Here is a 21043-nt window from a genome sequence, read left to right on the forward strand (position 1 = left end):
GCTCGCGGGTGCGCCTCTCCTCGTGGCGGGGCGCACCCGCCGCCGTGGGGTTACTTCCGGTCCTGGAACCAGCCGGTCACGGCCGGGGCGGTGTTCTGGTAGATGTGCTTGGTCTCCACATACTCGCCCAGACCCGCCAGGCCCAGCTCGCGGCCGATGCCGGACTGCTTCATGCCGCCCCACTCGGCCTGCGGCAGGTACGGGTGGAAGTCGTTGATCCAGATGGTGCCGTGGCGCAGCTTGGCCGCGACCCGCTCGGCCTTCCCGGCGTCGGAGGTCCACACGGCCCCGGCCAGGCCGTAGATCGTGTCATTGGCGATGGCCACCGCCTCGGCCTCATCCCGGAAGGTCTCCACGGTGACCACCGGCCCGAAGGCCTCCTCGGTCACCGCGTTGGACCCGCGGGCCACGTCCGCGATCACGGTGGGCTCGTAGAACCAGCCCTTCGACAGCTCACCCTCGGTGGCGCGCTTTCCGCCGCACAGGATGCTCGCGCCCTCCTCGCGGGCCTTGTCCACGTAGGCGGTGACCTTCTGCAGGTGCGCCTCGGAGATCAGGGCGCCGGTCTCGGCGTCGTCGTCGAAGGGACCGCCCAGGCGGATGTCCTTCGCCCGGCGCACCAGCTCGTCCGTGAACCGCTGGGCGATGGACTCCTCGACGACGATGCGCGCGCCGGCCGAGCAGACCTGCCCGGAGTGCACGAACGCGCCGTTCAGGGCGTTGTCCACCGCGGCGTCGAAGTCCGCGTCGGCGAAGATCACGTTGGGGTTCTTCCCGCCCAGCTCCAGGGCCACCTTCTTCACGGTGGCCGCCGCGGACTCGGCGATCTTCCGGCCGGTGACCAGGCCGCCGGTGAAGGAGACCAGGTCCACGTCCGGGTGGGTGGACAGCGGCGCCCCGGCCTCGGCCCCGGCGCCCAGCACCAGGTTGGCCACCCCGGCCGGCAGCCCCAGCTTGTCCAGCACATCCATCAGCAGGATCGCGGTGTGCGGGGTCAGCTCCGCGGGCTTGAGCACGAAGGTGTTGCCCGCGGCCAGCGCCGGGGCCACCTTCCAGGCCACCTGCAGCAGCGGGTAGTTCCACGGGGTGATCATCCCGCACACGCCCACCGGCTCGTGCACCACCTTGGAGGCCACGGACGGGTCCCCGGCGTCGACCACGCGCCCGGCGTCCTGCCCGGCGATCTTCCCGAAGTACTGGAAGCAGGCGGCGATGTCGTCCATGTCGTAGCCGGACTCCACCAGGCGCTTGCCGGTGTCCAGGGACTCGGCGCGGGCGAACTCGTCCTTGCGCTCGCGCAGCTGCGCGGCCACGGCCAGCAGGAAGTCCCCGCGCTCCGGGGCGCTCACGTCCCAGGCGTTCTCGTCGAAGGCCCGCCGCGCCGCGGCGATCGCCTTCTCGGTGTCCTTTGCGGTGGCCTCCGCGACGACGCCGACCTCGGTGCCGTCCGCGGGGCAGGTGATGGTGCGGGTCCCGCCGTCCTCAGCCGGGACCCAGGCTCCGTCGATGTACAGCGTGCTGCTCACACTCAGTCCTTCCTCGACGCCGGTGCGACGCGGCGCCTGCTCGAATCCGGTCACAGTCATGCTCCGGTGGTGTCAACGCGCGGTGCGGTCGGATTCTTCCGGGGTGTGGTTGGGGTCACCGGCAGAGGAGTCCTCCTCCGGGTCCTGGAAGTCCACGGTCCAGTCCATGGCGCCGGTGGGGGCGCCGGTGATCACGGTGGCCCCGGCGTCGTCCTGGGTGGGGGTGGACAGGCGGATGAACTCCAGGTGCCGCTCATGGTTGTCCAGCACGTCGTGGATCAGCTGCTCCTTCGTGAAGCCGTACACGTCGTATCCGCGCGAACCGGTCTGGGAGAACGGCTCCAGCCGGTAGTAGGAGTCCTCCGACTGCGGCGAGACCAGCAGGTACGACGGCGTCGGGCAGGCCACCGGGTAGATCTGGTACAGGAAGTCCCGCTCCCCGTCCAGGTGCTCCACCAGGCTCACATACGGCAGATCCGTGACGGGATCGTGCCCGTGCTCCACCGCGGCCTGCACGTGCTCCTCGCGCAGCGCCTGGCAGACCTCCTCCAGCGCGGGCTCCGCCGTCTGGGAGAGGTAGCGGCGGGTCGCGGCCTGGCCCGGGTAGGACACCGAGCGGACCAGGCGCTGGCGCCAGTTCCGGGTGTGCTCGGTCGGCTGGATCGCGGCGGCACGGTTGGCGGCGCGCACCCCCGCCCGGGCGGCCTCCTGGGAGTCCATCGCGGCCCGCTCCACCCGCAGCGCCTTCCACAGCCCGTACATCACCAGGTACATCACGATCGCGAAGGGCAGGCCGAACACGATCGTCGCCGACTGCAGGGTCGGGATCCCGCCGACCACCATCATCGCCAGGGTCAGCAGACCGGTGGCGATCGCCCAGAAGATGCGCATCCACTTGGGCCCGTCCTTCGTCGGGTCCTCGATGGTCGAGGCGAAGTTGGACATCACCAGGGCCCCGGAGTCCGCGCTGGTCACGTAGAACAGCAGCCCGGTGAAGGTCGCCACGGCCGCCGCTGCGGTGGCCCCCGGGTACTGGGCCAGCAGATCGTAGAAGGCCCGCTCCGGGGTGCCCATCAGGGTCTGGCCGAAGTCGGTGTCCCCGTCCTGGTCGATGATCCCCAGGGCCGAGTTCCCGAAGATGGAGATCCAGGTCAGGATGAACACGAACGGGATGGTCATGGTGCCCACCACGAACTGGCGGATGGTGCGCCCGCGGGAGATCCGCGCCAGGAACAGCCCCACGAACGGGGACCACGCGACCCACCAGGCCCAGAAGAACAGGGTCCAGGAGTTCATCCACTCCTCGGGGTGGTCATAGGCCATCGTGTCCATGGTCATCCCTGGGAACTGGGAGAGGTAGTCGCCCACGTTCATGACCAGCGCGTTGAGCAGGAAGTCCGTGTCCCCGAGGAACAGCACGTACAGCATCAGCGCGACGGCGAGGAAGATGTTCAGCTCGGACAGCCGCCGGATGCCCTTGTCCACCCCGGACACCGCCGAGGCGATCGCCAGGACCACGGAGACCGCGATCAGCCCGGCCTGGACCCCCACGGAGTTGGGCACCCCGAACAGGAACTGCAGCCCGTAGTTGATCTGCACGACGCCGATGCCCAGCGAGGTGGCCACCCCGAAGATCGTGCCCAGCAGCGCCGAGATGTCCACGGCGTCGCCGGCCGCGCCCTTGATCCGCTTGCCGATGATCGGGTACAGGGCCGAGCGGATGGACAGCGGCAGGTTGAACCGGTACGCGAAGTAGCCGAAGGCCATGCCCATCAGGGAGTACATGCCCCAGCCGGTCAGTCCGTAGTGGAACAGGGTCCACACGACCGCCTGCCGGGCGGCCTCTGCGGACTCGGTGCCGCCGGAGGGTTGCGTGTAGTACTGGGTGACCGGCTCCAGCACGGAGTAGAACATCAGGTCCGCCCCGATGCCGGCGGCGAAGAGCATGGCCGCCCACGAGAACAGGGAGAACTGCGGGCGGGAATGGTCCGGGCCCAGGCGCACCGAGCCCTGCTTGGAGAACGCGACGATCGCGATGAACGCCAGGACCACGGTGCCGGTGAGGATGTAGAACCAGCCGAAGTGCCGGGAGACCCACCCGACGACGGCGCCGATCACCTCACCCATCGACTCCGGATCGGCCAGACCCCAGATGGAGATGATCAGCACGCCGATGGCGGCCCCGCCGAAGACTCGCCAGTTCACCCGGGCGGGCGCGTGCTGGTGCGGCACGCTGTCGGTGATGGTGGGTGGTTCGGCGGGGGTGGTTCTGGTGGCGCCGGTGTTGGGTGCGGCGGCGTCGTCGCGGGATGTGTGCTCGGAGGTTCCGTCGGAGGAGGCCATGGGTTCCTGGGGTCGGGAGCGAGGGGGTGCGCACCGGCCGGTGGCGGTGCGGGCAGGGCCGGGGCGGGTCGAGCGGCGCGGGATCCGCCCCGGACAGCGCAGATGACCAGCGCCTCAGTCCATCAGCACGCTGATCATCGATCGATGATCCAGGCTAACCCATCCGCCCCGATCCGCCCACCCCACCCGACGATGGGCGGGGGTGCTGTGCCGCTGAGGTGCAACCGTTGGGTGCTGAGGTGCGGCTTTCGTGTTGAGGTGTGGGGTTGGTGCTGAGGTGCGGCACGTCGTGCAGCATCTCAGCACGAACCTGGTATCTCAGCACAAACCCGGTATCTCAGCGGGTGCGGGTCCGGTGTGGGCGGTGATCGGCGAGGGGCCTCGGGTGCAGGGGAGGGCGCGCGGGCGGCGTCGGGTGCGAGGAGGTTTCCGGATCTGTGGATGAGGCGAGTGGATGTGGGGGACTGTCCTCGAAAAGGGGCCGGGAAGCGCGGACGGGCGGCGTCGTCGGCGAGCTGGAACGGCAAGCTGAACCCGTGGCGAGCTGGAACGGCAAGCTGAACCCGTGAACACCGTCCCAGACCTCCACCACCGCGAGCTGCTGACCCCCGAGCAGGTGCGTCGGCTCGGCCATCCCGACCCGCGTCCCAGCCGGGGTGGCGGCAGCGAATGGACGCGCGTTCTGCGCGGCTGCTACATCCAGCGCCGCCGGTGGGAGGAACTCACCGAACGGCAGAAGTGCCTCGGCGTGCACCTGGCGTACCTGGCGCGGGCGAGGACGCCGTTCGTCTTCTCGCACACCTCGGCCGCCCTGTTCCGCGACCTCTCCCTGCTCCACCTGCCGGACGCCGTCCACATCAGCGCCGAGCAGCGGATCGCCTGCGCGGACCCCCGGGTGCGGGTCCACCGGGCGCCGGGGATCCTCGAACATCGCCGCCTCCTCGAGCTGCGCCTCCCGGTCACCGACGCCGAGCGCACCCTCCTGGACTGCGCGACCGGCCTGCCCTTCGACGACGCCGTCGTCATCGCCGACCAGATCCTGAAGGGCGACGTCTCCCGCCGGGATGTGCTCAGCCTGCTCGACGAGGGCCCCCGCCGACGCGGCTCGGTCACGGCCCGACGCGTCTTCGCCTTCGCCGACGCGCGCTCCGAGTCCGTCTTGGAGAGCCTCGGCCGGATCCGCCTGCAGCGCATGGCCGTGCCGATGCCGCAGCCGCAGGTCCTCGTGCGGACGCATCGGGGCCGGAAGTACTTGGACTTCGGCTGGCCGCACCTGCGCTTCGGGTTGGAGCTGGATGGCAAGACCAAGTACTTCCGTGATGGCGACGCCGGAGAGGCGATCTATCAGGAGCGGCAGCGTCAGCTGGCCATCGAGGAAGCCGGCTGGGTGATCCTGCGCGCGAACTGGGCGGACGTGGTCGGGCACCCGGAGCAACTGGAGATGCGCCTGGTGCAGGCCCTCGAGCAGCGCGCCCGCCAGCTCGGGGTCCCCGTGTTCCCGCCGCCGATGCTGGCCGGTCTGTGAGGTGCGGGTTTCGTGTTGAGATGCGCTGTTCGTGCTGAGATGCGCCCCGCCGTGCAGCATCTCAGCACGAATGGCGCATCTCGGAACGAAACTCGCACCGGAAGCCGGCCCCACGGTGCGGGGTGGGGGCGAACGGAAGCCGCCCGCGCCGGCTCAGCCGCCGAGCAGCTCGCGGATCTCCTCGGCGCGCAGGGAGCGGGAGAACAGCTCGCCGTCGTCCATCACGGCGTCGAACAGGGCGGCCTTGGAGTCCTTCAGGTCCATGACCTTCTCCTCGATCGTCCCCTCGGAGACCAGCCGGTACACCATGACCCGACGCCGCTGCCCGATCCGGTGCGCCCGGTCCACCGCCTGAGCCTCCGCCGCCGGATTCCACCAGGGGTCCATCAGGAAGCAGTAGTCCGCCTCCGTGAGGTTCAGCCCGAAGCCACCGGCCTTCAGGCTGATGAGGAACACCGGGGCCTCGCCCTCCTCGAAGGCCCGCAGCACCGCCGCCCGATCCCGGGTGGACCCGTCCAGGTACACGTGCCCGATCCCCGCCGCCTCCAGGGCCTCGGCGATCTGGTGCAGGAAGGTCGTGAACTGGCTGAACACCAGGGCCCGGTGCCCATCGGCGATGATCTCCGGCAGCTGCTCCGTCAGCCACGTCAGCTTGGCGGACTCGACCCCCGCGTGCGCCTCATCCACCAGGGAGGCGGACAGGGCCAGGCGGCGCAGCATGGTCAGGGACTGGAAGATCGTGAACCGGTTCCGGTCCATGTCCTGCAGCAGCCCCAGGATCTTCTGCCGCTCCCGCTGCAGCCGGGTCTCGTAGATCCGACGGTGCTCCGGGGTCAGGGCGATGTCCACCCGGTGCTCCTGCTTCTCCGGCAGATCCGCGGCCACCAGCTCCTTGGAGCGGCGCAGCATCAGCGGGCGGATCCGGCGCCGCAGCCGCGGCAGCGCCTGCAGGTCCTCCCCGGAGGAGATCGGCTTGGCGTACATGTCCCGGAAGTCCCGGGCGGAGGGGAACAGCCCCGGGGCGACGATCGAGAACATCGCCCACAGCTCCATGAGGTCGTTCTCCATCGGCGTGCCCGTGACCACCAGCTTGAACGGCACCGGCAGATCCCTGGCGATCCGGTGGGCCTTGGTCCGCGGGTTCTTCAGGAACTGGGCCTCGTCCAGCACCAGTCCGCTCAGCCCCAGGTCCGCGTACTCCTCCGCGTCCAGGCGCAGCAGCGCATAGGAGGTCACGACGACGTCGGCCCCGGCGGCCCGCTCCGGCACCGAGCTCTTGGCCTTGGCGCTGGAGGAGGTGAGCACCGCGCAGCTCAGGTGCGGGGCGAAGCGCTCGATCTCCCGGGCCCAGTTGGGGGCCACAGAGGTCGGGGCGACGACGAGGAAGCGCGGCCGCGCCCCGCCTTCCGCCGCCGCGGCGTCGTGCAGCTCGAAGGCGCGGCAGATCATCGCGAGGGTCTGGACCGTCTTGCCCAGGCCCATGTCATCGGCGAGGATCCCGCCGAGGCCGTGCTCGCGCAGGAAGCTCAGCCACCGGTAGCCCTCCTCCTGGTACGGGCGCAGCCGGGCGCGCAGGCCCCGCGGCAGCGGCTGCGCAGGGATCTCCTCCAGACGCAGCAGGGCCTCCACGGATTCCCGCCAGGTCCGGGTCACCTCGGTGTCCGCGGCGAGCTCCTCCAGGTCCTCCCACAGCCCCGCCTGGTGCCGGGAGATGCGCAGCGGCGTCTCCGGGTCCGCCATCTGCCGGGCCTCCCCGATCAGCTCCCGCAGCCGCAGGAATTCGGGCCGGTCCAGCCGGAAGTAGCTGCCGTCCCCGAGCATCAGGTGCTTCTGCCCGGCGTCCAGGGCGCGGAAGACGTCGGCGAAGGGCACGTACCACTGCCCGGCCCGGATGGTCACGCCCAGGCCGAACCAGTCGCGATCCCCGGTGGACTCCACGGAGACCGTGATCGTCGGGTCCTCGTCCAGAGCCCGGAACTGCGGCACCTCCCCGGTGAGCTCCACGTCCACCCCGTCCAGGTCGCGGGCGGCCGGGATGATCCGCTGGACCAGATCCCGGGTCTGCCAGCCGCTGGTGCGCCCGGCCTCCAGCGGGGTCTCGGGCAGCGCCCGACGCAGCCGGGTGAGCACGTCCTGCTCCGTCTCCGCATCCCGCAGCTCCCGATGCGGGTCCGGGCTGGCCACCGCGACCGGCACCCGGGTGCGGGCCACCTTCTGCCCCTCCCACTGGACGGGCGCCTGCGGGTAGGACCAGTGCCAGTCGTATCGGGCCGGGGCGATCCTCTCCGAGGCGCGCGGATCCGCGGTGCGCGCCGCGCCCTGCTCCGGGGTGGGCTGGGCGTGCGGATCCTCCTCGAAGCGCACGCTCAGCACCAGGCGCGGCTCGAGCACCTGCGGCAGGGACTCGGCGACCTCCGGGTCCGCGGCCACCGGCAGGCGCCGGGCCAGCTGCGGGTAGAAGCCCTCCGCGAAGTCCAGGACCTCCTCGCGCGGCACCGTCATGGGACCGGAGGCGCTCAGGGAGGTGGCCAGCGGGGTCGGGGGTGCTGCCAGCGGGAGGAACAGCAGCTCCGTCTCCTCCACGACCCACTGCTCTTGCGGGACCTGCGCGGCCAGCTGCGGCAGCGGGGACGGGCGGATCGCGGACCACGCCCCGGAGCGGCGGGCCTCCTGCTCGTAGGCGCGGTGCAGCGCCCCGCCCAGGGCCACGTAGGCCTGGGGCCGGTGGGCCGGGCCCAGGGGGAACAGTCCGTCGGTCGGCACCCGCCAGGCCTCCGGGGCGGCGTCGTCCTCCGCCTCCTCCGGGGAGCGGGGCACCAGCAGGGCGGGGATCAGCCGCAGGGCGCCGTCCTCGGCGTCGGCCACGTGCAGTCCGAGCCGGGCCTCCGGGGCCAGGCCTACCGAGACGGCACGCCCGTCCACCACGATGGCGATGCCGAGGTCCGCGGCCCGGTCCAGCAGGTCCCACAGCAGCGGGGAGGCCACCGGGTCCAGCTGCATGGTGTCGTGGGTGGAGGCGTAGGGGTTCTGATCCGGGGAGAGCACGGCGCCCAGCTCCCGAAACCAGGCCTCGTGCTCGCTGAGCAGCTGCGTGCCGCCCGGGGGGCCGGTGAACTGGGACCAGGTCAGCCCGCCCTTGATCCACCGGCCGCGGGTGCCCAGCATCAGCGGCCGGGCGCTGAGCCGGATCGGCGCGGGGGTCGCGGCATCGCCTCGACCCAGGCCGTAGCGGGTCGGGACCTCCAGGTGCAGGTCCAGGGCGCCGGGGGAGCGGGTCACGCGCGACCGCAGGTCCATGCTCTGGGACTGCAGCGCGCGGGCGACGTGGCGGCGCCAGGAATCGCGCACCTGCGGGGCGTCCGCGCGCGCCGCGAAGGGGCCCGCGCCCGGGTCCTGCGTCTCGACGACGTCGTCGCCGCCCCGGGCGGCGCCGGGTGCGCCGCCATTCGATGATGATGCCGATGCCGGGGCAGGCGATACGGCGGGCGACGCGGCCGGGGCCCCGGTGCCGCCGTCGATGCCGCCGATGGCCGCGCGCAGCCGCTGGATGGTCGCGGCCCGATCCTCGGCCCCGGACCCCGCCTGCGAGTCCCGCCGCGCGGAGGCCGAGCCGGAGGCGTCGGGGCCGGGGAGGCCGGGCGCCGAGCCGGCGTCGGTCGCCGATGAACGGGCCGCCGCGGAACCGGTTGCCGCGAAATGCTCCGTCTCGGTGCCGGCCGTCGAGCGCACGGGGAGGTTCTCCGCGGGCTCGGCCCAGCCGCCCTCGTGGAACCAGCCCAGCAGGGCCGCGACCACGTGCTTGCAGCCGGTGCGCACCGGGCAGGAGCAGAAGGACTGGAACGGCGCGGCATGCGGGACGCGGGTGCGGGGGAAGACCACCGACTGGGAATAGGGCCGGGTGGAGCCCCCGGCGACCCGGCTGGTGAAGGTCAGCTCCGCGGCGTCGTAGTGGGCCTGGAGCACCTGGCCCGCCCGGTAGTAGCGCTCGCCCCGCGCGAAGGCGTTGTGGCCGACGGCGTGCAGGATCTGCGCCACGGTCACCGGGATCTGCTCGGCGGGGTAGGAGGGCATGGGATCCAATCTAGTCGGCGCTCGGCGCGGCCGACGGGACCGGGAAGAGGCGTGAAGAAGGGTCTTGGCAGGCCCGCCCGGGCGGGTTATGCTGGTGCCAGCTTCAAGAGACTCAACTGCCAAGCTCCGACTCGGTTGAGCGCCAACCCCATGTTCAAGGGTGGCTCGGATGACGAAGCGGCCCGTATTCGCCGCCACGGCGGCATGTTGACCGGTACGGGCAAGAGCACCGAAAGGATGCGCTCTCCGCGCGATGGCCATGACCGTCACCTCTCCCACCCGCCTCGACTTCTCCGCCGCTGTTCCCGCCCGCGGGGGATACCGGGCCATGAGCATCACCGACTACGCCCGGGTGGACTCCGCCCGCAGCGAGTTCCTGAACTTCCTCCTGGCCACCAGCAGCGGCAGCGCCTCCGCGGCCGCCGACCGGGCGGCATGAGCCGGCCCGGTACGGGCCTGCTGCTGGATTCCGGGATCCTCGCGCAGCTGCGCGGAAGCGCCCCGGACCGGGCCGTCGTCGCGTTCCTGCGGCGCCGGGCCCACCGCGTCCTCTACGTCTCCGTGCTCAGCCTAGGGGAGCTGGCCGCCCGCTTCCCCGGCCCGGAGACGGATCGCTGGCTGGATGAGCTGGCCGAGCGGTTCCGCGGCCACCTGCTGCCCGTGGACGATGCCGTCGCCCGGGCGTGGGCCGCCCGCCCCCTGCCCGCCGGGCCGGCCGGGCTGCGTAGCGTAGCCGACGACGAGGAGCCGAGCGAGGCCCCGGGGGAGACCGCCGGTCCCGAGGACGGCGTGCACGGGCTGCTGGCGGCCACCGCCCGCGTGCACGGGCTCACCGTGGTCTCCGCGCAGGCCGCCGCCTACCGCGCCTGGGGTGTGGAGGCCCTGGACCCCGCGGAGGACTGAACCCTTCCGGCCGCCCACCGGCGCAGACCGTCCGCCCGGTGGAACTGCCGCGCCAGCGCGTAGTGCTCCAGCAGCCGGTCCGTCAGCGCGGACCAGGACCTCGGCGTCATCGCCTCCCGCCCGGCGACGGCGAACTGCGCCCGCAGGCCCGGGTCCTCCAACCGCTGCACGTGCTCGCGCAGCCGGTCCAGGTGTCCCGGCGGGTAGAGCGGCCCCGTGCGCCCGTGCTCGACGATGTCCGCCGGCCCGCCGCAGCCCACGGCCACCACCGGGGTGCCTGCGGCCATCGCCTCCTGCAGGGTCTGCCCGAAGGTCTCCGACTCCCCGGGGTGGGTGAACACGTCCAGCTCCGCCACGGTGCGCGCCAGCTCCTCGCCCTCCAGGCGCCCGAGGAAGCTGGCCCGGTGCAGGGTGTGCTCCAGGCGCGCCCGCTCCGGGCCGTCCCCGACCACCACCAGGCGCACCCCGGGCAGGGACTGCAGCACTCGCAGATCCTCCACCTGCTTCTCCGGGGCCAGCCGACCGACGTAGCCGACCAGCAGCTCCTCCGGACCCGCCCCGATCCGCGCCCGCAGCGCCCCCTCGGCCCGTTCAGGGCGGAACAGGGCCGTGTCCACTCCGCGTCCCCAGCGCAGGATCCGGGGCACCCCCAGGTCCCGCAGGTAGTCCTCGGAGGCCCTGGAGGGGGTCAAGGTCAGATCCGCCTGCCCGTGGATCGCGGCCAGCCGCCGGTCCGCTGCGCGGGCCAGCCAGGGCAGGCGATAGCGGCGGGCGTAGGCGGAGACGTCGGTCTGGTACACCGCCGCGCACGGGATGCCCAGGTCCCGGGCCGCGGTGACCGCCCGGGCGCCCAGCAGGAACGGGGAGGATGCGTGCACGATGTCCGGGTGGTGCCGGGCGATCAGGCGCCGCACTGGGGCGACGGGTCCAGGGGCCACGCGCAGCCCCGGGTAGCCGGCCACCGGCAGGGAGGGCACCCGCAGGCAGACGGCGCCGGGCACGGGGTGCTGCGGCGTCTGCTCCCCGGGTCCGGTCTCCGGGGCCAGGATGGAGACCTCGTGCCCGCGCTGGATCAGCTGCTCCGCGCTGCGCAGCACGGAGGTGGTCACCCCGGACAGGTGGGGCAGGAACGATTCGGCGGCGATCATGATCCTCATGGGTCCAGTGCACCACCGGTCTGCGCCCCGCGGGATGCGGGCCGGTGACGCTGCGGGGAACGGAGCGTGAACCCTCACGGGGAGCCCGCGGCTCGGCGTGGGATGATGAACAGCGATGATGACCCCGCGCCGTTTCTCCCTTCCCCGGACGCTGCCCATGCCGCTGTGGCTGCAGGGCGCCGTCGAGATCCTCGTTGCCGCCCTGGCGGGTCTGGCCGTCGTGGCCGTGCTGCTGCTGATCGGCTGGTTCTCCCTGGACGGACCCGGCGGCCTGCCCGCGCTGGCCGCGGCGATCGGGCAGGTGTGGCTGGGCGCGCACGGCGTCGGACTGCAGCTGGACGTGCCGGCCACCGGGCGGGCCGCGGGACTGACGGGTACCGCGCATCTGCTGCCCCTGGGGCTCACGCTGGTGCTGCTGCTGATCGCTCGGCGCGCCGGGGCCCGCCTGGCCCGGGCCTCCTGGGAGGGCGAGTTCTGGAAGCCGGTGCTCGGCGGGCTGGTGGCCTACGCCGGGGTCGGTGCGGCGGTGGCCGTGCTGACCGGCACGACGACGCTGCGCGCCCCCGTGCTCGCCTCGGCCCTGGTGCCGCTGTGGGTGCCGCTGCTGGGCATGGTGTGGGGCGGGCACCGGGAGTCCGGCTCCTGGCTGCGGCTGATCGGGCTCGCCCCAGAGGGGCTGGCCCAGCGCTACAGCCAGTACACCCGGTGGGCGGGGGCCTACGCGCTGTCCGTGCTGCGGGCCGCCGGCGTGGGTCTGATCGGCCTGGTGGCAGGCGGGGCCCTGCTGACCGGGATCAGCGTCTTCGCGCACTGGCAGGGGATCATCGCGGCCTACCAGGCCCTGCACGCCGGGCTCACCGGGGATCTGACCCTGTTCCTGCTGCAGCTGGCGCTGCTGCCCAACCTCATCCTCTGCGCCACGGCCTGGTCCGTGGGGGCGGGCTTCAGCCTGGGGGAGGGGACGCTGTTCTCCCCGGCGGTCGCCGACGGACCGGCGCTGCCCGCCCTCCCGGTGTTCGCGGCGATGCCCACCGCCACCGGCCCCTACTCCTTCGCGGTGCTGGTGCTGCCGGTGCTGGCCGGGGCGCTGGCCGCGTGGTGGTTCCTGCGCGCCGGGGAGGATCACGTGGATGACTGGTTCTCCCTGCGCATCGGCTCCCGCGTGCTCGGTGCGATCCTGTCCGGGGCGGTGTTCGCCGTCGTCCTGGGGGCGCTGACCGGGGCTGGTGCGACGCTGCTGGTCGTGCTCGCCCGCGGGGGGCTGGGGGCTGGGCCCTTCGCCGTCGTGGGTCCCCACCCGGGGGCGATGTTCTGCTGGAGTGCGGTGACCGTGGCGATCGGCGCGGTGATCGGGCGGGTGGTGTCCCCCTGGTTCGAGCGCGATGCCGCCCGGGGCGGACAGGGCGCGGCCCCCGCACGGAAGCGGACCCGGCGCGCTTCCCGCCGGAATCGCTCTCCGCAGGCCGCGGGGGCCGAGGCCGTGGCGAACCGGAAGGTGGAGACCTCCGGCGAGAACGCCGTGAGCACCGAGGGTCCGAGCGGGCAGCAGACGGGCGCGGAACCGACGAGCGGGGTGCGGACGAGCGACGCCGCGGGCGACGACGGGGCGCGAGACGACGCCGCATCGGAACGGGACGAGGAGCAGGACTCCGCGGGGACCGACTCCGCGGGAGAGCGCCCCGCGGGGAAGCCGGACCGGGCCGAGCCCGGGTCCGAGCAGCGGCCCGAGCCCCGGTCCGAGCAGGAGTCTGAGCGGGGGCTCAGCGCCCTGCAGCGCCTGCGTCGCGCGGCGCCCGGGGCCGCGGGGCACGAGGCGAAGCGCCCGGTGAAGCCCGAGGTCGAGTCCACCGAGCAGAAGCCGGCCGAGGTCGATGCGGCGGAGGAGCTGTTCATCCCGCAGTGGCGCTCCGGCGCCGGGGCCCAGACGCCCTGGTCCGCCGCGAAGGGGGACGATAAGCCCAACGCTAAGGCCCAGGCCCCGGAGGCCGACGAGTCCGAGCGCCCGGAAGAGCATCAGGAGGAGCTCGAGCAGGCGGAAGAACGTGAGGTGCAGAGGGAGCGCGAGGAGCCGCGCGTGGTGGTGCGTCGGCCGCGTCGGCGTCGCCTCAGCGGCCGGTGAGGGTCCGCTCGATCCCGTCCGTGAGGCGCTCCTGGCACTGCCCGGAGGAGGAGATGGTCAGGCTCGTGCGCACGCACTCCCGGTAGTCCTCGGCCGCGCCCCACAGCAGGAGGTTCGCGGCCATGCTCACCGCGAACCACAGGACCAGCGCGAGGGACAGGCTGGTCAGCACGTAGGAGAAGGGGCGGGCGCCGACCCGCTTCAGCGCCACCAGGGTCATGATGCAGGCGACGGCGGCACCCAGGAAGGCCAGCCCGGCCCCGGCCAGGGCCCACCCGCCCCAGGAGCGTCCCGCGAAGGTGCTCAGGCAGAACCCGATGACCGCCAGGAGCAGACCCGCCCGTGAGCGGTACAGGAGGGACTCGGCCGCGCGCGCCCGCTCGTCCTCTCCCAGGGGCCTGCCCGGACGCCGGGGCGGCTGCTGGGTGGGCTGAGGGTCCTGAGGCGGAGGGGCGGCAGACATGCCCACCAGGCTACCCGCTGGCCCGCGCGCCCTGTCGCGCCTCGGTAGGGTGGGAGCCATGCGCATCGTGGTCATGGTCTCCGGCTCCGGCACCAATCTGCAGTCCGTCCTGGACGCCGTCGCCCGCGGCGAGCTGCCGGTGCAGGTGGCCGCCGTCGGCGCGGATCAGGAGTGCCGGGGGCTGGAGCGCGCCCGCGAGGCCGGCATCGAGACGTTCGTGCTGGCGCCCCGGGACTTCCCGGACCGCCCTGCCTGGAACCGGGCCCTGGAGGAGAAGCTCGCCTCCTACGCCCCGGACCTGCTGCTGTTCGCCGGATTCATGCGCATCGTCGATGCGCAGCTGGTCGCGCGCTTCGAGCGGCGCATCGTCAACACCCACCCGGCGCTGCTGCCCTCCTTCCCCGGGGCGCACGGGGTGCGCGACGCCCTGGCCCACGGGGTGAAGATCACCGGCGTCACCGTGCACCTGGTGGATTCCGGGGTGGACACCGGCCCGATCCTCGCCCAGGCCGCGGTGCCGGTGCTGGAGGGGGACACCGAGCAGAGCCTGCACGAGCGGATCAAGGAGCAGGAGCGTCCTCTCCTGGTGCGCACCCTGCGGGAGCTGGCCGCCCGCGCCTGAGGCGGCGGGCGCTGGCACGCCCGAGTGCGACGCCCCTTACACTGGAGGGGTCTTCGCGCCGTGCGCGCCACCATCTCCGACTTCCCAAGGGAGCATCCTTCCGTGACCCTCATCGACCTGGACCGGATCCCGCTGCGTCGAGCCCTCATCTCCGTCTACGACAAGACCGGCCTGCCCGAGCTGGCCCGCGGCCTGCACGCCGCCGGGGTGTCGCTGGTCTCCACCGGATCCACCGCCGGGGTGATCCGCGAGGCCGGGGTCCCGGTCACCGAGGTCTCCTGGATCACCGGGTTCCCCGAGTGCCTGGAGGGCCGGGTCAAGACCCTCCACCCGCGCATCCACGCCGGGATCCTCGCGGACCGGCGCAAGCAGGAGCACGTGGATCAGCTCGAGCAGCTCGGGGTCGAGCCCTTCGACCTCGTCGTCGTGAACCTCTACCCCTTCCAGGACACCGTGGCCTCCGGGGCCGGGGCGGATGAGATCATCGAGAAGATCGACATCGGCGGTCCCTCGATGGTGCGCGCCGCGGCCAAGAACCACCACGCCGTCGCCGTGGTGACGGACCCCGCCCACTACGACGACGCCGTGCGCGCGGCCGAGCAGGGCGGCTTCGACCTGGCCGCCCGTCGCCGCCTGGCCGCCGGGGCCTTCGCCCACACCGCCGCCTACGACACCGCCGTGGCCACCTGGACCCAGCACCAGTTCCTGCAGGATCCCGAGGCCAACTTCTGGCCGCCCTACGCCGGGCTGGGCTTCGAGCGCTCCGAGTCCCTGCGCTACGGCGAGAACCCGCACCAGAAGGCCGCCCTGTACGTGGATCCGGCCGCCGAGCCGGGCATCGCCCAGGCCGAGCAGCTGGGCGGGAAGGCGATGTCCTACAACAACTACGTGGACGCCGACGCCGCCCTGCGCGCCGCCTACGACTTCGACGAGCCGGCCGTGGCCGTGATCAAGCACAACAACCCGTGCGGGATCGCCGTGGGATCCGGTGAGGACCCCATCGCGGATGCGCACCGCAAGGCCCACGCCTGCGACCCGCTGTCCGCCTACGGCGGGGTCATCGCCGCGAACCGCGAGGTGAGCCTGGGCATGGCCGAGCAGATCAAGCCCGTGTTCACCGAGGTCGTGATCGCCCCGTCCTACGCCCCCGAGGCCCTCGAGCTGCTGCAGACCAAGAAGAACCTGCGCATCCTCCGGCTGCCGGAGGGCTTCGCCCGCGGGGCCGTCGAGTACCGGCAGGTCTCCGGCGGCGCCCTGTTCCAGGAGTCGGACCGGCTCCAGGCCGACGGGGATGACCCGAGCACCTGGACCCTGGCCGCCGGGGAGGCCGCCGACGAGCGGACCCTGCGGGACCTGGCCTTCGCCTGGAAGGCCCTGCGCGCGGCGAAGTCCAACGCGATCCTGCTGGCCGAGGACGGCGCGGCCGTCGGCATCGGCATGGGGCAGGTCAACCGGGTGGACTCCTGCCGGCTGTCCGTGGAGCGGGCCAACATCCTCGGGGCCGACGGCGCCGAGCGGGCCCGCGGCGCGGTGGCCGCCTCGGACGCCTTCTTCCCCTTCGCCGACGGGCTGCAGGTGCTGCTCGACGCCGGGGTGCGCGCCGTCGTGCAGCCCGGCGGGTCCATCCGGGATGAGGAGGTCATCGAGGCCGCCAAGACCGCCGGGGTGACCATGTACCTGACCGGCTCCCGGCACTTCTTCCACTGATGGCACCGGCAGCATCCGACCCCGCCGAGCGCACCGCGGAATCCGCCGCGGAGGAGCGCAGCGCCCGGCGGGCCGTGACCGTGTTCCCGTTGCTGATCCTCGGGGCGGGGGTGCTCGGCTTCCTCGCGCCAGGCGCGTTCGCCGCGTGGTCCCCGGCGATCAGCCCGCTGCTCGGGGTCATCATGTTCGGCATGGGCCTGACCCTGACCTGGCCGGACTTCGCGCTCATCGCCCGCCGCCCGGTGCCGGTTCTCATCGGAGTGATCGCGCAGTTCCTCATCATGCCGCTGCTCGGCGCCGGGATCGCCGCGGCGCTGCAGCTGCCGCCGGCCCTGGCGGCCGGGGTGATCCTCGTGGGCTGCTGCCCCGGCGGCACGGCGTCGAACGTGGTCTCCTACCTGGCGCGCGGGGACGTGGCGCTGTCCGTGGCGATGACCTCGGTGTCCACCCTGATCGCGCCGTTCCTGACGCCGCTGCTGTGCCTGTGGCTGGCGGGGGAGTACATGAGCGTGAACGGCACCGCGATGATGGTCTCGATCCTGCAGGTGGTGCTGATCCCGGTCCTGGCTGGGCTGCTCGTGCGCTGGCTGCTGCCGCGGCTGGTGCTGGCCATCACCCCGGCGCTGCCGTGGATCTCGGTCGCGGCGATCTCCGTGATCGTGGCGATCGTCGTCGCCGGCTCCGCGGGGGCCATCGTCTCCGCGGGTGCGCTGGTGCTGCTGGCGGTCGTGCTGCACAACGGCCTGGGCTACCTGCTGGGCTACGCCGCGGCCGCGGCCCTGCGGCTGCCGGCGCCCTCCCGGCGCACCACCGCGATCGAGGTCGGCATGCAGAACTCCGGATTGGCCACCTCCCTGGCCAAGACCTACCTCACCCCCGAGGCCGCCCTGCCGGGGGCGGTGTTCTCGGTGTGGCACAACGTCTCCGGGGCGCTGCTGGCGGCTATCCTGCGGCGGCGCGCCGGGGACTGAGCATCCCCGACGGGCACCGGCCGTAGTCGACGTCGGAGACGGAACGGCCGCGGCCTCCTCCGAAGGGGGCCGCGGCCGTTCCGCTGCTCTCGGTCAGGCTCAGCCGAGCGGGAACTCGGCGGACTGCCCGCCGGCCAGCACCGTCTCCTGCTCGCCGACCACCACGCGCACCGGCTGGGCCCGGGTGGAGCGGGCGGTGATGCGCATGAAGGTGCCGTCGATGTACACGTCCAGCAGCTGGCCCCGGTACTGCACCTCGAAGCCCACGGACTTCAGCTGCTCCGGCATGGACGGCTCCAGGCTGACGCAGTCCTCGTGCACCCGAAGCCCGGCGTAGGCCCGCTGGATCACGTCCAGGGTCCCGCACATGGCCCCTAGGTGGATCCCCTCCTGGGTGGTGCCGCCCTGGGTGTCGTCCAGGTCCGCGACCAGCGCATCCTGATAGGTGGACCAGGAGTTGCGGCGGTCGATCTGCGCGAGGATCGAGGCGGTGACCACCCGGGAGAGCGTCGAGCCGTTGGAGGTGCGCGGCAGGTAGTAGCGCACCGTGTCCTCGATGCGGGCCAGGGAGACGTCGTAGCCGAGGGCCGCGAGCTCATCCTGCAGCCCGGACTGGCCGAACAGGTAGATCAGCATCAGCGTGTCCGCCTGCTTGGACAGCTTGTAGTTGTTGGTCGCATCCCCCTCGGACTCCAGGATCAGATCCATCCGCCCGATGTTGCCGTACTTGCGGCGGTAATGGTCCCAGTCGATCTCGGCGAGGTCGTCGTAGCCGTCGAACTGGCTGATGGTCCCGTTCTCGTTGAACGGCACGGCCATGCGGGTGGACATGTGCTTCCACCGCTCGGTCTCGGACTCGGTGACCTGGTTGGCGGCCAGGGTCCGATCGGCCAGGTGCTCCGGCAGCACCTCCGGCAGGTGCACCACGTGCCGGTAGAGCCAGGCCGCCAGGACGTTGGTGTAGGCGTTGTCCTTCACACCCCCGCCGTTGACGGAGCCGGGGTAGCCGTCGTGGTACTCGTCCGGGCCCATCGCGCCCTCGATGTGGTAGCGCTGATCCTGCTCATCCCAGGTGGTGATGGAGGTGAAGAACCGGGCGATCTCGATCATCAGCTCCGCGCCCTCGTGGGAGAGCCAGGAGTCGTCCCGGGTGGCCTGGTAGTACTGCCAGGCGTTGAACGCGATGGCCAGGCCCACGTGGAACTGCCGCCAGGAGTTGTCCGGCATCCACCGCTCCGAGTGTGGGTTGTACAGCTCCACCGGGGTCTCCTCGCGCCCGTCCGAGCCGGACTGCCAGGGGAACATCGCGCCCTCGGCGCCGAACTCCCGGGCCTTGTGGCGGGCGGCCGGCAGTCGGGCGGAGCGGTAGGCCAGCAGGGACTTGGTGACGAAGGGCAGGCGCATGGTGATGACCGGGAGGATGAAGATCTCATCCCAGAAGATGTGCCCGCGGTACCCCTCCCCGTGCAGCCCGCGCGCGGTGACCCCGGCGTCGGCCAGCTCCATGTTGGGGCCGAGGGTCTGCACGATGTGGAAGATGTGCAGCCGCAGGGCCAGCATGGTCTTCACATCCGCGTCGATGTCCACGGCGAAGCGGGACCACAGCCGGGACCAGGTTGCGGTGTGCGGACCGTAGAGCGCCTCGAAGCCGATCGCGGTGCGGTTCAGGGCCTCCACCGAGCCGAGGGTGGCGGAGGCGATCGCGGAATCCCGGGAGGTCACGACGGCGGTGGTCGTGTCGAAGACCACCGGCTCGCCGTCGTGGCCGTTGACGTGGAAGTGGCGCATCTCCACGTTGCCGGGGCGGATCTCCCGCTCCACCCGGATATCCGAGGCGGCGTTGATCTGGGTGCGCTGGGCGATGGAGATCTGGTGGTCGGACTGGTTGGTGGAGACCACGCAGATGAGGGTCTCGTCCGGCAGCGTCGTGGAGGCGCGGGCCACCAGGTGGTGCCGGTTCAGCTCCCGGTACTCGGCGACGTTGTTGTTGGTCACGGTGGGATCGATGCCGGTGCGCACGTGGATGCGTCCGGACCAGCCCACCGGCTCCACCTTGGTCTCCATCGCGGACAGGTGCCGGCTGGCCATGGAGACCAGTCGACGCTGGTGCACGCGCAGGCGGCGGGGAGTCCGCGCGCCGTCGCGGTCCTCCTCGCGCAGCACCTCCTCCAGGAGTGCGCTGCGGGAGAGCACACCGTGGCGCATGTCCAGCTCGGTGGTCTCATCCAGGATGCGCAGCCCGCCCTCGGACCACCAGTCCCCGTCGCGAAGGCGGACGTCGAGCACCTCGAAGTTGGGCAGGTTGACCATGGACTCGTGCTCCAGGTCCCGGCCGTTGATGTGCGAGACCACCCGGTTGAAGATCCCGGCGACGTAGGTGCCGGGGTAGTGGATCCCGTCGTCCCCGTGCTCGGGGCGGGCCCCGCGCACCCCCATGTACCCGTTGGCCAGGGTCAGCAGGGCCTCGCGGTGGGCCTCGTGCTTGGGGTCGAAGCCGCGGTAGATCAGCTTCCAGGAGTCGGTGCGGTCCAGGCCGAGGTCCAGCTCGGCGACGTCGTTGTGCACGACGTCGGCCCCGGCCTCCTCCAGATCGGCCCGGTCCCCGTGCCGGTTGATCCCGACGACCAGCCCGAAGCCCCCGGCCTTGCCGGCCTGCACCCCGGAGACCGCATCCTCGATGACCACGGCGTCGGCGGGGTCCACCTCCAGGGCGCGGGCGGCGGCCAGGAACATGTCCGGGGCGGGCTTGCCGGGGATGCCGTGCTCCAGGGCGTAGCCGCCGTCGATGATGATGGGGAAGAGGTCCTCCAGCCCGGCCGCGGCCAGCACGGTGCGGGAGTTGCGGGAGGCGGTGACCAGGGCGATGCCGGTGCCGCCCTCCTTCACGCGGCGGGCGAAGTCCACGGTGCCGCGGAAGGTCTCCACGCCGTGCTCATCCAGCTGGGCCTGGAAGTAGTCGTTCTTCAGGGCGGCCTGCCCGTGCACGGTCCAGGCGCCGGGGGCATCGCCCTCGGCGCCCTCGGGCAGGGCGGCCCCGCGGGAGGCCAGCAGCTGGCGCACCCCGTCCTCGCGGGCGCGCCCGTCCACGTGGGCCCGGTAGTCCCGCGAGACGGAGAACTCCCGACGGTCGATATCCTCGGCGCTGCGGCCCTCGGCCGGCTCCAGGCGGGGATCGGCCAGGATCGCGTCGAACAGCTGCTTCCAGGCGGCGGCGTGCACCGAGGCGGTGTCGGTGACCACCCCGTCCATGTCGAAGATGACGGCCTGCTGGGGACACAGCATGGGGAACTCCGCCTTCTTCTCCGGGGCTCGGCGGGCGCCGGGCATGTTGGGATCGCCGGGGCGCAGGTTCAGCAGGTCGGTGGAGCCGAGGAGGTTCAGGGCGTTCATGGAGACCTTTCGCGAGGGTGACGACGGCGGTCAGGAGGTCAAGCCACCATTAAACACTCGCGTCGGAGGCCTGGCGATGGGCTCGGGCGCCGGATCCGCGGTCCAGGTGCACCCGAGGACGGGGTCGCGGGAGCGGGAGTGCGGAGCTCACCAGGCAAGACGCTGGAGCGCGCTCCACCCTGACGCCGACGCCGATGTGACCTAGACTAATCCCTCGGAACCCCTTTCCCCGCCGAATCCCCAGGA

General features: G+C 72.4%; 13 protein-coding genes and 1 riboswitch. Of the genes, 7 read left to right on the top strand and 6 right to left on the bottom strand.

Annotated features, from left to right (window positions below; translation table 11 throughout):
• Positions 1-50 precede the first annotated feature (50 nt).
• Both AC0VXQ_RS02420 and betT read right to left on the bottom strand, forming a co-directional pair.
• Positions 51-1526, bottom strand: a complete 1476-nt coding sequence (locus AC0VXQ_RS02420) for an aldehyde dehydrogenase family protein (protein WP_244884134.1) — start codon at positions 1524-1526, stop codon at positions 51-53.
• Positions 1527-1598: 72 nt separating this feature from the next.
• Positions 1599-3869, bottom strand: a complete 2271-nt coding sequence (gene betT / locus AC0VXQ_RS02425) for a choline BCCT transporter BetT (protein ID WP_081047748.1) — start codon at positions 3867-3869, stop codon at positions 1599-1601.
• A 565-nt stretch (positions 3870-4434) separates the two neighbouring features.
• On the opposite strand from betT, the gene AC0VXQ_RS02430 reads away from it, so the two are divergent.
• A complete protein-coding gene (locus tag AC0VXQ_RS02430; RefSeq protein WP_061225803.1) occupies positions 4435-5394 on the top strand; it encodes a hypothetical protein in 960 nt (319 codons plus the stop codon).
• 153 nt (positions 5395-5547) lie between these two features.
• Here the strand turns inward: AC0VXQ_RS02430 and AC0VXQ_RS02435 are convergent, their stop codons facing one another.
• Complete coding sequence (locus AC0VXQ_RS02435) at positions 5548-9465, bottom strand: DEAD/DEAH box helicase (RefSeq protein WP_224799917.1); 3918 nt, start codon at positions 9463-9465, stop codon at positions 5548-5550.
• Positions 9466-9566: 101 nt separating this feature from the next.
• A riboswitch (SAM riboswitch) is annotated at positions 9567-9698 on the top strand.
• A 20-nt stretch (positions 9699-9718) separates the two neighbouring features.
• Here AC0VXQ_RS02435 and AC0VXQ_RS02440 point away from each other — a divergent pair.
• Together AC0VXQ_RS02440 and AC0VXQ_RS02445 are read left to right on the top strand one after the other, a co-directional pair.
• Positions 9719-9904: a hypothetical protein gene (locus tag AC0VXQ_RS02440; protein WP_055684280.1), complete on the top strand. Its 186-nt coding sequence runs from the start codon at positions 9719-9721 to the stop codon at positions 9902-9904.
• Positions 9901-10368 carry a PIN domain-containing protein gene (locus AC0VXQ_RS02445; protein WP_055684281.1) on the top strand — a complete coding sequence of 156 codons (468 nt, stop codon included), beginning with the start codon at positions 9901-9903 and terminating at the stop codon, positions 10366-10368. Before AC0VXQ_RS02440 ends, AC0VXQ_RS02445 begins: the two co-directional genes overlap by 4 nt.
• On the opposite strand, the gene AC0VXQ_RS02450 is transcribed toward AC0VXQ_RS02445, so the two are convergent.
• Positions 10323-11525, bottom strand: a complete 1203-nt coding sequence (locus AC0VXQ_RS02450) for a glycosyltransferase family 4 protein (protein ID WP_061225801.1) — start codon at positions 11523-11525, stop codon at positions 10323-10325. The genes AC0VXQ_RS02445 and AC0VXQ_RS02450 overlap by 46 nt on opposite strands.
• Before the next feature lie 157 nt (positions 11526-11682).
• On the opposite strand from AC0VXQ_RS02450, the gene AC0VXQ_RS02455 reads away from it, so the two are divergent.
• Positions 11683-13644, top strand: coding sequence for a cell division protein PerM (locus tag AC0VXQ_RS02455; protein WP_133143468.1), 1962 nt, complete (start codon positions 11683-11685; stop codon positions 13642-13644).
• Here the strand turns inward: AC0VXQ_RS02455 and AC0VXQ_RS02460 are convergent.
• Positions 13631-14107 carry a hypothetical protein gene (locus tag AC0VXQ_RS02460; RefSeq protein ID WP_055684283.1) on the bottom strand — a complete coding sequence of 159 codons (477 nt, stop codon included), beginning with the start codon at positions 14105-14107 and terminating at the stop codon, positions 13631-13633. The genes AC0VXQ_RS02455 and AC0VXQ_RS02460 overlap by 14 nt on opposite strands.
• 58 nt (positions 14108-14165) lie before the next feature.
• Between AC0VXQ_RS02460 and purN the strand changes: the two genes are divergently transcribed.
• From purN to AC0VXQ_RS02475, 3 genes are all read left to right on the top strand, one after another.
• Positions 14166-14729: a phosphoribosylglycinamide formyltransferase gene (purN, locus tag AC0VXQ_RS02465; RefSeq protein ID WP_081046391.1), complete on the top strand. Its 564-nt coding sequence runs from the start codon at positions 14166-14168 to the stop codon at positions 14727-14729.
• A gap of 102 nt (positions 14730-14831) precedes the next feature.
• On the top strand, positions 14832-16436 hold the full coding sequence (gene purH, locus AC0VXQ_RS02470; RefSeq protein ID WP_475529005.1) for a bifunctional phosphoribosylaminoimidazolecarboxamide formyltransferase/IMP cyclohydrolase: 1605 nt from the start codon (positions 14832-14834) through the stop codon (positions 16434-16436).
• Positions 16436-17407, top strand: a complete 972-nt coding sequence (locus AC0VXQ_RS02475) for a bile acid:sodium symporter family protein (RefSeq protein WP_058731536.1) — start codon at positions 16436-16438, stop codon at positions 17405-17407. Before purH ends, AC0VXQ_RS02475 begins: the two co-directional genes overlap by 1 nt.
• A gap of 99 nt (positions 17408-17506) precedes the next feature.
• Here AC0VXQ_RS02475 and AC0VXQ_RS02480 read toward each other — a convergent pair whose 3' ends face one another.
• Complete coding sequence (locus AC0VXQ_RS02480) at positions 17507-20797, bottom strand: beta-phosphoglucomutase family hydrolase (RefSeq protein ID WP_081101670.1); 3291 nt, start codon at positions 20795-20797, stop codon at positions 17507-17509.
• Positions 20798-21043: the final 246 nt, after the last annotated feature.

It is taken from the genome of Rothia sp. QJM3NY_36, from assembly GCF_056173115.1.

Coding starts and splice junctions, on each gene's coding strand:
- AC0VXQ_RS02445 (WP_055684281.1), top strand. CDS start 9,901: ATGAGCCGGCCCGGTACGGGCCTGCTGCTGGATTCCGGGATCCTCGCG.
- AC0VXQ_RS02475 (WP_058731536.1), top strand. CDS start 16,436: ATGGCACCGGCAGCATCCGACCCCGCCGAGCGCACCGCGGAATCCGCC.
- betT (WP_081047748.1), bottom strand. CDS start 3,869: ATGGCCTCCTCCGACGGAACCTCCGAGCACACATCCCGCGACGACGCC.
- AC0VXQ_RS02440 (WP_055684280.1), top strand. CDS start 9,719: ATGGCCATGACCGTCACCTCTCCCACCCGCCTCGACTTCTCCGCCGCT.
- AC0VXQ_RS02450 (WP_061225801.1), bottom strand. CDS start 11,525: ATGAGGATCATGATCGCCGCCGAATCGTTCCTGCCCCACCTGTCCGGG.
- AC0VXQ_RS02455 (WP_133143468.1), top strand. CDS start 11,683: ATGCCGCTGTGGCTGCAGGGCGCCGTCGAGATCCTCGTTGCCGCCCTG.
- AC0VXQ_RS02460 (WP_055684283.1), bottom strand. CDS start 14,107: ATGTCTGCCGCCCCTCCGCCTCAGGACCCTCAGCCCACCCAGCAGCCG.
- AC0VXQ_RS02435 (WP_224799917.1), bottom strand. CDS start 9,465: ATGCCCTCCTACCCCGCCGAGCAGATCCCGGTGACCGTGGCGCAGATC.
- purN (WP_081046391.1), top strand. CDS start 14,166: ATGCGCATCGTGGTCATGGTCTCCGGCTCCGGCACCAATCTGCAGTCC.
- AC0VXQ_RS02480 (WP_081101670.1), bottom strand. CDS start 20,797: ATGAACGCCCTGAACCTCCTCGGCTCCACCGACCTGCTGAACCTGCGC.